The sequence below is a fragment of the Aureimonas sp. AU20 genome (assembly GCF_001442755.1).
In the GTDB taxonomy this organism is placed as follows: domain Bacteria; phylum Pseudomonadota; class Alphaproteobacteria; order Rhizobiales; family Rhizobiaceae; genus Aureimonas.
This window is the reverse complement of the sequence record NZ_CP006369.1, coordinates 297627-311163: the sequence shown is the minus strand read 5'-3', so window position 1 is coordinate 311163 and position 13537 is coordinate 297627. Positions and strand designations below refer to the sequence as shown.

The following is a 13537-nucleotide window of genomic DNA, read 5'->3' as shown; positions in this document are numbered from 1 at the left end:
CGAGGGCGTCGTTTCGGCGCTCAGAACTCGAAGGAGGCCGAGACGAGGACGGTGCGGGGCGCGCCCGCGGCGAGGAAGCCGCGGGCGGAAGAGGCCCAGTAGTTTTCGTTGAAGACGTTTTCGACCTGCGCCTTCAGCTCCACCGGCTTGTCGTAAGGGCCGGTGAAGGCGTAGCGCGCGCCGAGATCGACCCGCGTCCAGCCGTCCACGCGCTGCGTGTTGGCCTGGTCGTAGCGCGTGCCGCTGCTGTAGACCACGCGGCCGGTGGCGGTGAGGCCCGGCGTGATCCAGGGCAGGTCGTATTCGCCGTAGAGGTTGAACGCGGTCTTGGGCACGCCCGGCACCGTGTTGCCGTCGAACCGGCCCCCGGCCGTGCGCGTCAGCTCCGCCTCGATGAAGGTGACGCCACCGAGAAGGCGCAGATTGTCGCTCACCTCGCCGAACATCGTGAGCTCGACGCCGCGATTGGTCTGCAGCCCGTCCACCGAGAAGAGGCGCGAGGCGGGGTTGGTGAAGCCGCTGGGCAGCTCGATCTCGAACAGCGAGGTGGTGAGCCCGAACGTGCCGAAATCGTATTTGACGCCGACTTCCTTCTGCTTGGCGACGATCGGCGCGAAGATCTCGTTGGCGTTGAGGGCCGTGGAAGGCGCGGTCGGCCCTTCGTTCAGCGACTCGATATAGTTGCCGTAGACGGAGAAATGGTCGGTGAGGCGCACCAGCGCGCCGACCGCCGGGCTGAGACGCGAATCCTCGTAGAGATAGTTGCGCGCGCCGACCGGAGCGCTGGGAATGCCGGGCCGCGTGTTGAAGCCGCGCGAGCGGATTTCCTGGTATCGCCCGCCCAGCGTCAGCTGGAAGCGGTCCTCGGCGAAGGACAGCGTGTCGGACAGCGACAGGCTGTTGGCAAGCACATCGGCAAAGGGAATGAGATTGCTGGCGGTGGGAAGACCGGCAAGGTTCGGCCGGGTGCCTCGGAAGGGCGTCGGGTCGTAGATATTGGTGGTGTAGGTTTGGAAGCGCAGGTTGCGCGGGTTGAACTCGCCGCGGTGGTTCTCGTTGCGCGCGCTGGAGGCCGAGACGGCGAGCTGATGGCCGACAGGCCCCGTGTCGAACCGCGAGCGCAGGCCGATCTCGCCGGAGCGGCCCTCGATCTCCTGCGGGTTGAAGCCGAAGTCGACCTGCGCGTCGCCGGGGCGCGGGTTGCGGATGCGCGAATCGCCGATCGTGTAGGAGGAGGTGAGGAAGTCCTCGCGATAGCGGCTGATGCCGCCGGCGGCGTAGATCGTGGTTTCGTCGAACAGGTCGAACTCCACCCGTCCGGCCGCCATGTTGTAGGTGGAATCGATGAACTCGAAACCGTTCGCGGTGTTGATCCGCCCGTCCGGCGCGCTCGGGATGACGATGCCGGGCGCGGCGGCGTTGAAGAGCGAGGTCGGCGCGTCGATCTTCTGGTCGGAATGGTTGAGATCGATCGAGGCGCGCACGCGCTCGCCGCGATAGTCCGCACCCAGCGCGCCGACGGTGACCTCGTTCTCGTTGCCGTCCAGCGGCGTGTCGCCGGCGCGATAGGAGCCGTTGACGCGCACGCCCCATTCGCCGTTCGGTCCGTAGCGGCGGCCGAGGTCGAACTGCGGCCAGACCTGGCTGTCGCCGACATAGGTCGTGGTCAGCCGTGTGATGGGCTGATCCGTGGCGCGCTTGGGAACGAGGTTGATCGTGCCGCCGACGCGGCCAACGCCGCCACTAAGAAGCGCCGACGGCCCTTTGAGGACTTCGACGCGCTCAATGCCTTCCAGGAACGAGCGGCGCGGGTTGGCGAGATAGAAGAGCCCGTCATAGGCGGTGTCGAGATTGACCACCGAGAAGCCGCGAATGAAGAAGCTGTCGCGCTCGCTGAAGGCCGGCGCGTCGTTGCGCACGGACGGATCGTTTGACACGACGTCCGCGATGGTGCGGGCCTGCTGGTCGCGGATCAGCTTCTCCGTGAAGCTGGTGACGCTGAAGGGTGTGGTGAGCACATCGCGATTGCCGAGCGCGCCGAGCCGTGCGCCGGTCGCCACCTGCCCGCCGGCATAGGGCGCGGGCGGCTGGCCGAGCGTGCCGGTGGCGGGCGGCTGACCCGAGGTGCCCGAGCCCTCCACCACGACCGTGTCGAGGGTCACCGTGTTCGCCGCGCCGTTGCCGGCCGCGCGCCGCGCTTCCTGAGCGGAAGCGGGACCTGCCGTGAGCGCGAGGAGCGAGACGCTCACGAGGACGAGGGAGGACGGGGCGAACGCGCGCGGTGGCATACTGGGGTCTCCGGGACGGGTGGGCTGGCATGCCCACGAAACAGGATCGCGTCGGGTCTAGCGATCCCAAGTGCCCGGCCTCAACGAAGAACGTCTCTAAAACATGAGAATCATACTCATGTTTTGCAGATGTGCCACACCAAATCACAATCGGGTTATCGATGTACTTAAGTCGACCTTAGTAATGGGACGGATGTCGTCTGTCGCCACAGCTTATGCAAGACACGCCGAGGCTCGGCGAGGGTGCTCCGCAGAACCGCAATAGGGTTCGGTGGGCGCTTCTATTCGTAGAAAAGGCAGACCCGGCGCCCGGCGATCTCGTGGACGGCGATGTCCATGTCGTAGATCTCGCGCAAGGCGGCCGCCTGGATGATCGTCTCCGGCCTGCCCTGCCGGCAGACGCGCCCGCCTCGCATCGCGACGATGTGGTCGGAATGCCAGGAGGCGAAGTTGATGTCGTGGAGCACGATCACCACGGTCTTTCCGAGCTCGTCGCAGGCCCGGCGCCAAAGGCCCATCATGCCGGCGGCATGGCGCATGTCGAGATTGTTCAGGGGTTCGTCCAGAAGGACGTAGTCCGTGTCCTGGCAGAGCGCCATGGCGACGAAGGCGCGCTGGCGCTGGCCGCCGGACAATTCGTCCAGGAAGCGATGGGCGAGATCGCCGAGATTGAGATAGCCGAGCGCGCGCTCGACATGATCCCGATCCTCCGGCGTGGGACGCCCGCGCGAATAGGGATAGCGCCCGAAGGCGACGAGATCGCGCACCGTGAGCCGCGCGGTCAGGTGGTTGTCCTGCCGCAGGATGGCGAGATGGCGCGCCATGACGGAGCCGGGCGTCGTCGCGACATCCAGCCCGCCGACATGGATCTCGCCCGCGTCGAGCCCGACCAGCCGGGCGATCATCGACAGAAGCGTCGACTTGCCCGCGCCGTTCGGCCCAATGATGGAGGTGAGGCCGCCCTTGGGGATGGTGAGCGTCACGTCGTCCACCACCAGCGTCTCGCCATAGCGCTTGGTCACGCCGAGCGTTTGGATCATCGGGCGGCTCCCCGCAGCACGAGAACGAGAAAGACGAGGCCCCCCAAAAACTCCACGATGATGGAAAGCGCGGTGTCGAAGCGGAAGACGCGCTCCAATATCGTCTGGCCGCCTACCAGCGTCACGATCGCCAGAAGCACGGCGGCGGGCAGAACGAAGCGATGCCGGCTGTCGCCCACCAGCGCCCGCGCGAGGCTCGCCACCAAGAGCCCGAAGAACGTGACGGGGCCGACAAGAGCGGTCGAGACCGCCACCAGAACGGACACGCAAAGGAGGATGGTCATGACCGTGCGGTGATGGTCGAGCCCCAGACTGATCGCGTGCGAGCGCCCGAGCGTCAGCACGTCGAAGCGATGGCCGATGCGCAGGAGCACGAGCGAAGCCGCCGCGATGAGCACGAGCGAGACGCCGAGAAGGCTCACGTCGGCGCGCGAGAAGCTGGCGAACAGCGTGTCCTGCAGTACCTGAAAGGCATTCGGATCGAGAATGCGCTGAAGGAAGTTGGACAGCGATCGGAACAGGATGCCGAGAACGATGCCGACCAGCACCAGCCGGTGCAGGCTGTGCGTCTCCCTGAGGAAGAGCCATCGGAACAGAAGCAGTGAGAAGCCGGTCATGACCGCGACGTTCAACGCGAAGCGCGGGATCGGACCCAGCGAAACCAGCGCGCCCTGGCCGAGCGCGAAGACGAGCGCGGTCTGCACCAGCACGAAAAGCGAGTCGAACCCCATGACGGACGGGGTGAGGATGCGGTTCTCGGTGACCGTCTGAAACAGGACGGTGGACACGGCGACGGCGAAGGCGACGGTGGCCAGCGCCAGGAGGCGACCGCCGCGAAAGGCGAGAACGAAGCCCCAGCCGCCGCGCGCACCGAGCGTCAGGAACAGGGCGGCGCTTCCAAGCGCGAGGAGCACGAGCACCAGAAGCACCCAGCGCGGCCGGTTCATCACCGCGCTTTCACGCATGGCCGTCTCACGCATGGCGTCCGCGCAGGATCAGGACGAGAAACACCGCGCTGCCCACGAGGCCGACCATGGTGCCGATCGGGATCTCGTAGGGATAGCGCAGGACGCGCCCGAGAATGTCGCAGACCAAGACGAAGAGCGCACCGAGCACCGCCACCCAAGGCACGGTGACGCGCATGTTGTCGCCGACGAGAAGGCTGACGAGATTGGGCAAGACGAGGCCGAGAAACGGGATCGCGCCCACCGATACGAGCGTAACGGCCGCGATGGTGGAAACGAGCGCGAGGCCGAGCGTCACCACGCTCTCATACGACAGGCCGAGACTTGTCGCGACGTCCCGCCCCATTCCGGCGACGGTGAAGCGGTCTGCCATGCCATAGGCCAGAAGCGCGGCGACGAGGCCCAGCCAGAGCAACTCGTAGCGCCCGCGCAGGACGCCGGAAAAATCCCCCATCGTCCAGGCGAGAAGCGAGGGGAGGAGGCCGAAGCGATAGGCGAGAAAACTCGTCACCGCGCCGATGACCCCGCCCAGCATGAGGCCGACGAGCGGCACCAGCATGGCGTCGCGCAGCGGCACGAAGCGCAGGATGCGAAGAAACAGCGCCGTGCCGGCAAAGGCGAAGAGGGCGGCGACGCCCATCTTGGCCATGACCGGCCAGCCCGGCGCCAGCAGCGTGACGGCGAGAAAGCCGAGCGAGGCGGATTCCGTCGTGCCTGCGGTGGACGGCTCCACGAAGCGGTTTCGCACGATCGTCTGCATCACCAGCCCGGCGATGGCGAGCGAAGCCCCGGCCAGCAGAATGGCGAGCGTGCGCGGAATGCGGCTGACGAGAAGCAATTGCAGCGCCTGGCCACCTTCGGCGTCTGACCAGAGACGGTCCGGCGTCACGGTTCCAACGCCGACGAACAAGCTGACGATCGCCAGCGCGAGCGTCACGAGAAGGGCGCCAGCGAGCCACAGGCGCGGCGCGCGCCTAAGCCATCGCCGCGAAGAATTGGACGGCGGCACGAGGGGTTCAGGACGCGTCGCGGGCACGCGCGATGATCTGGTCGAGCATCAGCATCAGCCCGGAATAGCCATGCATGGTGACATAGGCGGCGGCCGGGTCGAGAAAGACGATCTGGTTCTTGGCCCAGAATTTCGTGCCGTGGATCAGCTCGTTGTCCAGCACCTGGCGCGCGGTTCCCTCGTTGCCGATGCCGGCGTCCCGATCCACCACGAAGAGCCAGTCGGGATTGCGCTCCAGGAGATATTCGAAGGACACCGCGTCGCCGCCATGGTCGCGATCACTGACGTCTCCGAGCACGGAGGGAACGCCTAGCGCGTCGTAGATCCAGGCGACCCGCGAGCCCGGCCCGTAGACGCCGAGCCGCCCGCCATTGACCACAAGGACGAGGCCGGTTCCCTTGCCCGCCATGGCCGCGCGCGCCTGCGCGATCCTCTCGTCCAGCGCCGCCACCAGCTCGCCCGCCCGCGCCTCGCGGCCGAAGACGCGGCCATAAGTCTGCAAACTCGCCTTCACGCCGCCGACGAGATCGGCATTGTCGACGCTCATGTCGAGGGTGGGCGCGATCTGGGAAAGGGTCGGCAAGGCCGTGCGCGAGCGCGAGGCGACGATCACGAGATCGGGTTCGGCGGCAGCGATGGCCTCCATGTCGGGCTCCTGCAACGACCCGATGCGCTGGGCGTCGGCGCCGATCCGCCCGGCGAGATAGGGCGGGGTCGCGGAGGCCGGCACGCCGGAAACCGGGACGCCCAGCGCCTCGAGATTGTCGAACGCCGCCCAGTCCGTCACCATGACCTTCGTCGGCACACCGGGCAGCACCGTCTCGCCCTGCGCATGCGGCACGGTAATGGGGGCCGCTGAGACGGACGCGCCGAATCCTCCCATCGCGAGCGCCAGACAGGCAGACAGGATCAGGCTGATGCAAAGTCTGGTCATGAAGCGGGCCCGGGATTGGAGGCGAGGGATCGGGCGTGGCTACGAAATCTGGATCAAACTTGTCAAGTTATCCGCCCGCTTGATGGCACGGACGCGGGAACTGACGTGCGTTCCGCACTTAAGCTTCATTGCCTGAAGCGCGCGTATGAAAGATGTCGGCGGCCTCGATGGATGACCGGCGAAGGCGCGCGCCGTCGGCTCCGTAGACCGCTTTTGGCCGATGGCGCGCTTAAAGGGATGACCCCGGGCCTCCTTCTCGCCCCTTCTTCGAGACGATAGCGGGGCTCAGGTGAGTTCGCCGCCGCGCCGCTCGATCGCGGCCGCCTCGTCCGTGCGGCGCAGTGCGACGCCGCTTGTCGTCTGCGCCCGTATCAGGGCGAGCAGCGCCATGATCTGGTCGGCCGCCGCCTCGATGCCCAGCCCGCCCTCGCGGATGTTGGACAGGCAGTTGCGCCGCGAGTCCGGCAGGCCGGGTTCGGGCGCGAAGGTGAGATAGCAGCCCAGGCTATCGGCTGCCGAAAGGCCCGGCCGCTCGCCCACCAGGAGCGCGACGCAGCGCGCGCCCAGCATCGCGCCCACGGGATCGCCCAAGGCGACGCGGCCCTGATGGGCGATGACGACGGGCGCCAAGCGCCAGCCGAGGCGCGCCGCGCGCTCAGCCAGCGCCCCGGCCAGCGGCGCGGCGTTGAGCGCGACGGCGGTGGCCGAGAGTCCGTCGGCCACGACGATCGCCAGATCGAAGCCCGGCGCCTCGCCCCGCGCGGCCCGCAGCGCATCGGCCGACCCGGACGAGAGCGTGCGACCGAGATCGGGGCGGCGCAGATAGTCGGCGCGGTTGGCGGCGTTGGACCATACTTCCAGCGAGGCGAGCCCTTGCGCCGCCAGCGCGGCGGCCAACGCCTCGGCGTCCATCGCCGTCCAGACCGCCTCGCGCGCCCGGGCGTGGTCGAGATTGAAGCGCAAGGCCGCTCCGGTCGGAACGCCCGAGCCATGCGCGCCCAGCGCGATGCGCGCCTGCGTCAGCCCCGCCAGATCGCGCAGCGAGCGCGGGCGTGGTTCGCCGACGCTGGGTGAAGAAGCCGCGTCGTCTTCCGGCTTTCGCCCGGTCATGCTACGCGCCCTTCCAAAAGCCGGGAGGCGTCGAGAAAGGGCGCGGGCAGGGCGCCGGTGCCGTCCGAGGCGAGGCGCCCCTCGGCATTCAGAATGCGGGTCTCGCGCAGCCAGCGCTCGAACTCGGGCGCCGGAGGTCGCTTCAAGGTCTCGCGCGCATAGACCGCGTCGTGATGGCTCAGCGACTGGTAGTTCAGCATGATGTCGTCGGCGCCCGGCACCGTGATGACGAAGTTGACGCCCGCCGCGCAAAGCATCGTCAGCAGCACGTCCATGTCCTCGCCGTCGGCATCGGCATGGTTGGTGTAGCAGACGTCGACGCCCATCGGCAGGCCGAGCAGCTTGCCGCAGAAATGATCCTCCAGCCCGGCGCGGATGATCTGCTTGCCGTTGAACAGGTATTCCGGCCCGATGAAACCGACCACGGTGTTGACCAGAAGCGGGTCGAATTCGCGCGCGACGGCATAGGCCCGCGTTTCCATGGTCTGCTGGTCGACGCCGAAATGCGCCTCGGCCGACAGGGCCGAGCCCTGGCCGGTTTCGAAATACATGAACTGCCCGCCGGCCGGGCAGCGGCCGAGCGCGCGTCCCGCATCATAGGCCTCGCGCAGCAGGGCCAGATCGACGCCGAAGCCCTGGTTGGCCTTCTGCGAGCCGGCGACGGACTGGAACACGAGATCCACAGGCGCGCCGCGCGCCATGGCCTCGATGGCCACGGTGACATGGCCGAGGCAGCAATGCTGCGTCGGCACGCCGAGCTTGAGGCGCAGCGTCTCCAGAAGCTCTACGATGCGGATATAGTCCGGCAGCGTGTCGGTGGCCGGGTTGACGCCGATCACCGCGTCGCCCGATCCCATCAGCAACCCGTCCAGCGCCGAGACGAGAATGCCGTCCGTCGCGTCGGTCGGGTGGTTGGGCTGGTTGCGGGTCGACAGGTGGCCGGGCAGGCCGATCGTGGAGCGAAAGCGCGTGACCACCGGGCGCTTGGCCGCGATCGCGACGAGATCCTGCATCCGGCAGATCTTCGACACCGCCGCCACCATTTCGGGCGTCAGCCCATAGGTCAGCGTTTCCAGCGCCGCCGCATCGGCCGCCGGCGACAGGAGCCATTCGCGAAACGCGCCGACCGTCAGCGACGAGACCGGAGCGAAGGCCGCCGCATCGTGCTGCCGGGCGATGAGATCGGACACCTCGTCCGTTTCGGACGGGATCAGTTCCTGTTCCAGGAAAGTCTTCAGAGGCAGGTCGGCCAGCGCCATCTGCGCCGCGATGCGCTCCACCGGGCCGGAGGCGGCGATGCCGGCCAGCTGGTCGCCGGAGCGCTCGGGCGTCGCGCGCGCCATCAGCGTGCGCAGGTCCTCGAAGCCGAAGCGCGTTCCCCCGATCGTGGTCGAATAGGCCATGCCCGCGCCGTCTCCTTCACCTCAACCCGCGACGAGCCGCAGCGCCTCGGCATGAAGCGCGGGCGTCGCGGCCGCCAGAACGCGCCCGTCGGAGCCGAGCGTCAGCGCCGCGCCCGACCAGTCGGTCACGACCCCGCCCGACGCCTCGATCACCGGCACCAGCGCCATGTAGTCGTAGGGCTGCAGCCCGCATTCGGCAATCAGGTCGCAATGGCCGGAGGCCAGCAAACCATAGGCGTAGCAGTCGCCGCCGAAACGCCGGATCGCCGTACCCTCCACGAAACGCCGGTAGATCGCCTCGTCCGCGCCCCGGAACGGCTCGGGCGAGGTGGTGAAGAAGCGGGCGTCCTTCACCGCACGGCAGGCGCTGGTCCGCGCCGGTCGCCCGTTCAGGAAAGCGCCGGCGGCGCTGCCGGTCCAGCGCTCGCCGAGCGCCGGCATGTCGATGAGCCCCAGCACGGGGCGGCCCTCCTCCAGCATCGCGATCAGCGTGCCGAACAGGGGCAGGCCGGTGACGAAGCTCTTGGTGCCGTCGATCGGGTCGATCACCCAGGTCGGGCCGCTTCCCCGCTTGACGCCCATCTCCTCGCCGAAAATGCCGTGCTCGGGAAAGCGCGCCTCGATCCGCGCGCGAAGCTCGGCCTCGATCGCCCGGTCGGCGACGGTCACCGGGCTTTCGTCGGCTTTGGAGACGATGTCGAGCGCCGTTCGAAAATGGGCGAGCGCGATCGGCCGCGCGGCATCGGCCAAGCCTTCGGCGAAGGCAAGAAGATCGGCGGGAGAGGGGGAGGATGCCATTCGTCGGAACGCCTTCGGAGGAATCGGCCAGTCGAGGAGACATACACCGCGCCGGCGCCACGCGTCTCGCCTTCGGGCAGCGGAAAAGCGATGGGGGCGGATCGAAACGTGCAAAGAATAGGGGGTGATCTGCTTGGTTCGCACGCCGCGAAGCTGACGGGATGTCGGCGGCATGGGTTGACCATTAGCGGCGCCTTGATCCGGCCGGAACGCGCCAGCCATGCCCGGCCGGTTTTGTCCCGCCTTCCGGCGCCCCGCCACGAAACCGCCGCGAGCCGAGCGCGCGGTGGGAGATGTAGCCGTTCAGCGGGGTCCGCCCATGCTTCTCCACCGCCGCGCCGTTCTTGCAGCGCTCGCCGTCGCGCCCTTCGCCGCGCGCCCCATCCTGGCCCAGACACCGGAATCCGCGCCCCTGCCCGAGCCTCCGCTTCTCGGCAGCGACTACCGCGCCGCGCGGGCGGCCTTCCGAACCAACCTTCTGCGGCGCGGCCCCGCGCCCGACCAGGGCGACCCGTTGACCGCGCCGGAGGGGGCGGAGGCGCTGCGCTACCGCTCAGGGGGGCGCGACCTCGTCGCCTGGGCAAGCCCTGCGGGCGACGCCGCCGCCCTGAAGCCCGCCGTCCTCGTGCTCCATGGCGGCAACGCGATCTGGCACGGCCACTGGCGGGATCTGGCCGCGCCCTACGTTGCGGCGGGCTTCCACGCCCTGATGCCGACCCTGCGCGGCGAGAACGGACAGCCCGGCGACTTCTCGGCCTTCTACGACGAGACCGACGACGTGCTCGCCGCAGCCGAGGCGTTGCGCGCCCGACCGGGCGTCGACCCCGAGCGCGTCTTCGTCAGCGGCCACAGCGTCGGCGGCACGCTGACGCTTCTCGCGGCGCTCAGCGGCGACTTTCGAGGCGCGGCGGCACTCTCCCCCTCGCCCGACACGCGCGTCTTCTTCCAGCGTTTTGCCGACGAGGCGCCGTTCGACCTGTCCGACCCAAGGGAGTTGGAGATGCGCTCGGCGGTATGCTTCGCCTCCGGTTTCCGCTGCCCGGTCCTGATGTCGCATGGCGACGGGGAAACGCGGTCGAGCCGATCGATCGACCTAACGGTCGCCCGCGCCCGCGCCGCCGGCCTTCGCGCCGAACACCGCGTGGTGGCGGGCGACCACATGGGCTCGATCCCCGCCGGCCTGCGCGAGGCGCTCGACTTCTTCGCGTCGGAAGCAGCCCTTCGTTAGTCGATCCTGCTCGGCTGTTCGCTGGTAGGGGAGATTGGGCGAGCGGAGCCGCGACAATGCGGGCGACCAACCACCTGTGCCTGGGGTCGCGATTTCAGAGTTGTGCGCCTCGCGCGGTCCATGCCGCCATTTCACCGTCGGCGATCGTCAGCGAGATCCGCCAGCGGTCGCTCCGGCGCAGGATGTAGACATGCTCCCACTCGGCGATAAGCGCGCCGGCTTCGCCTTCCATCCGGTACGCCATGCGCGCCTGCGCGACGTTCGGGAAAAGTTCGCTCGCCGACAGGAGTTTACCGAGCGGCCGCACGACGCCCTGCTGGCGATAGAAGTCCATCAACGTCACGCAATGATCGCGAAACGCTTCCCTCGGCATCGCGAAGTTGCCGCCCGGCGACGGGAACAGTCCCACCGGCTCCCAAAGCTCGCTCAACGCATCGGCGTCGCGGCGGGCGAACGCATCGACATAGTTGGCGAAGAAGGCCGCGGTCTCGTCCTGAAAGCTCACGATCGCTTTGCCTGATGATCCGCTGTCCATGAAACCGTCAGGCCGCCGCAGCGGGCGCGAGGCGCACATCCGCCGCATCGAGCTGCGCCTTGACGATGTCGTTGAAGGCCAAAGTGGGATTGGCTTGCGCCAGCATCCCGATCTTCATCCAGAACTCGGCCTGCGCATTGATGGAACGGCACATCACGGTGCTGGCGCGCCTGACCTGCTCATGCAGTTCGTCATCGATTTTTACGAGGCCCATACCGACTCCTTTGGTGATATATGAAACGTTTATGGATCGTATAGTGCCATGTCAATTGCCGAGGAAGGCAAGGTGTTCGTCATCGAACCTTGCCCACTGATTCCCGACGATTGGGACGGGTCGATTGCGCCTACGCGGTGCGCTTCTCCATTAGTTCGATCCGGTTTGCGAACGGATCATCGACGTAAAGGCGTTCGTAGCCATCCAAGGGTTGGTCCTCAACGACGCGGTAGCCCCTCGCTTCGAGTCGCGCGCAAAGCGCCGCCAGATCAGAAACGAGAAAGGCCGGGTGGGCTTTTCGTGCGGGGTGAAACGGCGTCTCGACGCCCAGGTGGATTTTGAGATCGTCTTTCTCGAACCAGCATCCGCCCCTTGCCGCCAGATGCGCGGGCTTCGGAACCTGAGGGATGCCGAGCGTATCAGTGTAGAAGGCGACGGCCCGATCCTCTCCGCCCGCTGGCATCGCCAGTTGAACATGATCGAGGCGCAGCAGGGACATCGAGTGCTCCAGTCGATGCAAGTGCCCGCTTTAGTCCGGCGGCCGCGCTAGCCCCGGAAAATGACCCTTTGCCGACCATACGTCGAGGCGGCCCAACCGTCGAGAGGGTGAAATGCGGGTCGCCCTTTCTGAAAGGGCGGGCCATTGTGCTCTGATTGGCGCAGGCAGGCTGAGGGTGACATGGTCCGCACTCCCATCACGATCGCTTGGGCGCTGGCCGTCGGCCTCGTTGCCTCGGCCCCTCTTTCGGCCGCTGCCGCGCCCTATCGCGGCGCGGCGATCTTCCCCTCGGCCAGCGACCGGGACGAGGCGCTTCGCGACTTCTACCGGGCGTGGAAGAACCTCTATGTTGTGCTGGCCTGCGGCGAGGGGCGTTATCTCGTTAAGGTCGACGCCGATGGCAAACGTGTCGGCGGCGGGACGCAGGCGGGCACGCTCACCGTCTCGGAAGCGCATGGCTACGGCATGCTCCTGACGGTCATGATGGCCGACGTGGACCCAGAGGCGAGAGCCGTTTTCGACGGCATGGTGCGATATTTCCACGATCATCCCGCGACCTCCGACCCGGGGCTGATGGCCTGGAACCAGATTTCCGACTGCTCCGACGCGTCGAAAGTGGGCGGCGGCAATTCGGCCACCGATGGCGATCTCGACATCGCCTATGCCCTGCTTCTGGCGGAGAAGAAATGGGGGCGCGGCGGGGCGTTCGACTATGGGGCGGAGGCGCGCAAGGTGCTGGCCGCCATTCTGGCTCACGAGGTCGAGGGCGACGTGCTCCTGATCGGCGACTGGGCCAAGACGGGGGAGGGCGGTGTCTATTCGGCCACGACCCGCGCCTCGGACTTCATGGTCTCGCACTTCAAGGCCTTTGCCAATGCCACCGGCGAGCGTCGCTGGCTGCGCATCCGCGACCGGATCTACGACACGATCCGAACGGTCGGTGCGCGCTACGCGCCGCATACAGGGCTGATGCCGGACTTCATCGTGGACATGCCGAGCCGCCCCAAGCCCGCGCCGTCAGGTTTTCTGGAGGGCGATAACGACGGCGACTACGCCTGGAACTCGGGCCGCTATCCCTGGCGCATCGCGCTGGACCACCTGCTCTACGCCGAGCCCCGCGCCAAGGCCGCCCTAGCGCCGCTGACGGCCTGGGCGCGTTCGGCCACAAGAGGCAAGCCGAGCGCTTTTGCCGATACCTACAAGCTCGACGGGTCGCCCTATTCCGGGCACGGGACGAATTCGATGGCCTTCGTGCCGATGCTCGGCGTCGCCGCCATGCTCGAGCCGGGCGATCAGGCCTGGCTCGACGCGATCTGGTCCGATACGGTCGAGACGGACCTCGCCGACGAGGACTATTTCGGCAACACGCTGAAACTGCTCGGCATGGTGGCCATTAGCGGCCATTGGAGAGCGCCATAAGCGGCGTGGCCGAGCCCGGCTGCATCGAGATCAGCCAGAAGACACGTCGCTTGGAAAAAAGCTCGTTTGGAGATCAATCGCAGATTCCAAGCGGC

At 67.6% G+C, this 13537-nt stretch carries 13 protein-coding genes; 2 read left to right on the top strand and 11 right to left on the bottom strand.

The window, feature by feature from the left end; all coding sequences use genetic code 11:
* Nucleotides 1–20: 20 nt before the first annotated feature.
* The 8 genes from M673_RS20475 to M673_RS20440 form a co-directional block, all read right to left on the bottom strand.
* Nucleotides 21–2288, bottom strand: a complete 2268-nt coding sequence (locus M673_RS20475) for a TonB-dependent receptor (RefSeq protein ID WP_082639914.1) — start codon at nt 2286–2288, stop codon at nt 21–23.
* Between the two features lie 281 nt (nt 2289–2569).
* Nucleotides 2570–3328 carry an iron ABC transporter ATP-binding protein gene (locus tag M673_RS20470; RefSeq protein ID WP_061978567.1) on the bottom strand — a complete coding sequence of 253 codons (759 nt, stop codon included), beginning with the start codon at nt 3326–3328 and terminating at the stop codon, nt 2570–2572.
* Nucleotides 3325–4293: an iron chelate uptake ABC transporter family permease subunit gene (locus M673_RS20465; RefSeq protein WP_061978566.1), complete on the bottom strand. Its 969-nt coding sequence runs from the start codon at nt 4291–4293 to the stop codon at nt 3325–3327. The genes M673_RS20470 and M673_RS20465 overlap by 4 nt, the downstream gene beginning before the upstream one ends.
* 7 nt (nt 4294–4300) lie before the next feature.
* Complete coding sequence (locus tag M673_RS20460) at nt 4301–5254, bottom strand: ABC transporter permease (RefSeq protein WP_061978702.1); 954 nt, start codon at nt 5252–5254, stop codon at nt 4301–4303.
* Nucleotides 5255–5309: 55 nt separating this feature from the next.
* Nucleotides 5310–6236, bottom strand: a complete 927-nt coding sequence (locus M673_RS20455) for a siderophore ABC transporter substrate-binding protein (RefSeq protein ID WP_244493229.1) — start codon at nt 6234–6236, stop codon at nt 5310–5312.
* A 285-nt stretch (nt 6237–6521) separates the two neighbouring features.
* Nucleotides 6522–7346 (bottom strand): ethanolamine ammonia-lyase subunit EutC, encoded by an 825-nt coding sequence (gene eutC / locus M673_RS20450; protein WP_082639911.1) that lies wholly within the window; start codon nt 7344–7346, stop codon nt 6522–6524.
* Nucleotides 7343–8749: an ethanolamine ammonia-lyase subunit EutB gene (locus M673_RS20445; RefSeq protein ID WP_061978565.1), complete on the bottom strand. Its 1407-nt coding sequence runs from the start codon at nt 8747–8749 to the stop codon at nt 7343–7345. The genes eutC and M673_RS20445 overlap by 4 nt, the downstream gene beginning before the upstream one ends.
* A gap of 21 nt (nt 8750–8770) precedes the next feature.
* Nucleotides 8771–9547, bottom strand: coding sequence for an inositol monophosphatase family protein (locus M673_RS20440; RefSeq protein WP_061978564.1), 777 nt, complete (start codon nt 9545–9547; stop codon nt 8771–8773).
* A 319-nt stretch (nt 9548–9866) separates the two neighbouring features.
* On the opposite strand from M673_RS20440, the gene M673_RS20435 reads away from it, so the two are divergent.
* Nucleotides 9867–10775, top strand: coding sequence for an alpha/beta hydrolase family protein (locus tag M673_RS20435; protein ID WP_061978563.1), 909 nt, complete (start codon nt 9867–9869; stop codon nt 10773–10775).
* 94 nt (nt 10776–10869) lie between these two features.
* Here the strand turns inward: M673_RS20435 and M673_RS20430 are convergent, their stop codons facing one another.
* The 3 genes from M673_RS20430 to M673_RS20420 all read right to left on the bottom strand — a co-directional run bounded on the left by M673_RS20430 (nt 10870) and on the right by M673_RS20420 (nt 12023).
* The gene (locus M673_RS20430) at nt 10870–11280 is read right to left on the bottom strand and encodes a hypothetical protein (protein ID WP_061978699.1); all 411 of its coding nucleotides are present in this window, start codon (nt 11278–11280) and stop codon (nt 10870–10872) included.
* Nucleotides 11281–11317: 37 nt separating this feature from the next.
* Complete coding sequence (locus M673_RS20425; RefSeq protein WP_061978562.1) at nt 11318–11524, bottom strand: ParD-like family protein; 207 nt, start codon at nt 11522–11524, stop codon at nt 11318–11320.
* Between the two features lie 130 nt (nt 11525–11654).
* Nucleotides 11655–12023, bottom strand: coding sequence for a VOC family protein (locus M673_RS20420; RefSeq protein WP_061978561.1), 369 nt, complete (start codon nt 12021–12023; stop codon nt 11655–11657).
* Nucleotides 12024–12203: 180 nt separating this feature from the next.
* Between M673_RS20420 and M673_RS20415 the strand changes: the two genes are divergently transcribed.
* Nucleotides 12204–13442, top strand: a complete 1239-nt coding sequence (locus M673_RS20415) for a glycosyl hydrolase family 8 (protein WP_061978560.1) — start codon at nt 12204–12206, stop codon at nt 13440–13442.
* Nucleotides 13443–13537: the final 95 nt, after the last annotated feature.

Excerpts from the sequence above, each read along its gene's own strand:
- M673_RS20425 (WP_061978562.1), bottom strand. The coding sequence starts at position 11,524 with ATGGGCCTCGTAAAAATCGATGACGAACTGCATGAGCAGGTCAGGCGC.
- M673_RS20445 (WP_061978565.1), bottom strand. The coding sequence starts at position 8,749 with ATGGCCTATTCGACCACGATCGGGGGAACGCGCTTCGGCTTCGAGGAC.
- eutC (WP_082639911.1), bottom strand. The coding sequence starts at position 7,346 with ATGACCGGGCGAAAGCCGGAAGACGACGCGGCTTCTTCACCCAGCGTC.
- M673_RS20435 (WP_061978563.1), top strand. The coding sequence starts at position 9,867 with ATGCTTCTCCACCGCCGCGCCGTTCTTGCAGCGCTCGCCGTCGCGCCC.
- M673_RS20470 (WP_061978567.1), bottom strand. The coding sequence starts at position 3,328 with ATGATCCAAACGCTCGGCGTGACCAAGCGCTATGGCGAGACGCTGGTG.
- M673_RS20420 (WP_061978561.1), bottom strand. The coding sequence starts at position 12,023 with ATGTCCCTGCTGCGCCTCGATCATGTTCAACTGGCGATGCCAGCGGGC.
- M673_RS20415 (WP_061978560.1), top strand. The coding sequence starts at position 12,204 with ATGGTCCGCACTCCCATCACGATCGCTTGGGCGCTGGCCGTCGGCCTC.
- M673_RS20440 (WP_061978564.1), bottom strand. The coding sequence starts at position 9,547 with ATGGCATCCTCCCCCTCTCCCGCCGATCTTCTTGCCTTCGCCGAAGGC.
- M673_RS20465 (WP_061978566.1), bottom strand. The coding sequence starts at position 4,293 with ATGCGTGAAAGCGCGGTGATGAACCGGCCGCGCTGGGTGCTTCTGGTG.
- M673_RS20475 (WP_082639914.1), bottom strand. The coding sequence starts at position 2,288 with ATGCCACCGCGCGCGTTCGCCCCGTCCTCCCTCGTCCTCGTGAGCGTC.
- M673_RS20455 (WP_244493229.1), bottom strand. The coding sequence starts at position 6,236 with ATGACCAGACTTTGCATCAGCCTGATCCTGTCTGCCTGTCTGGCGCTC.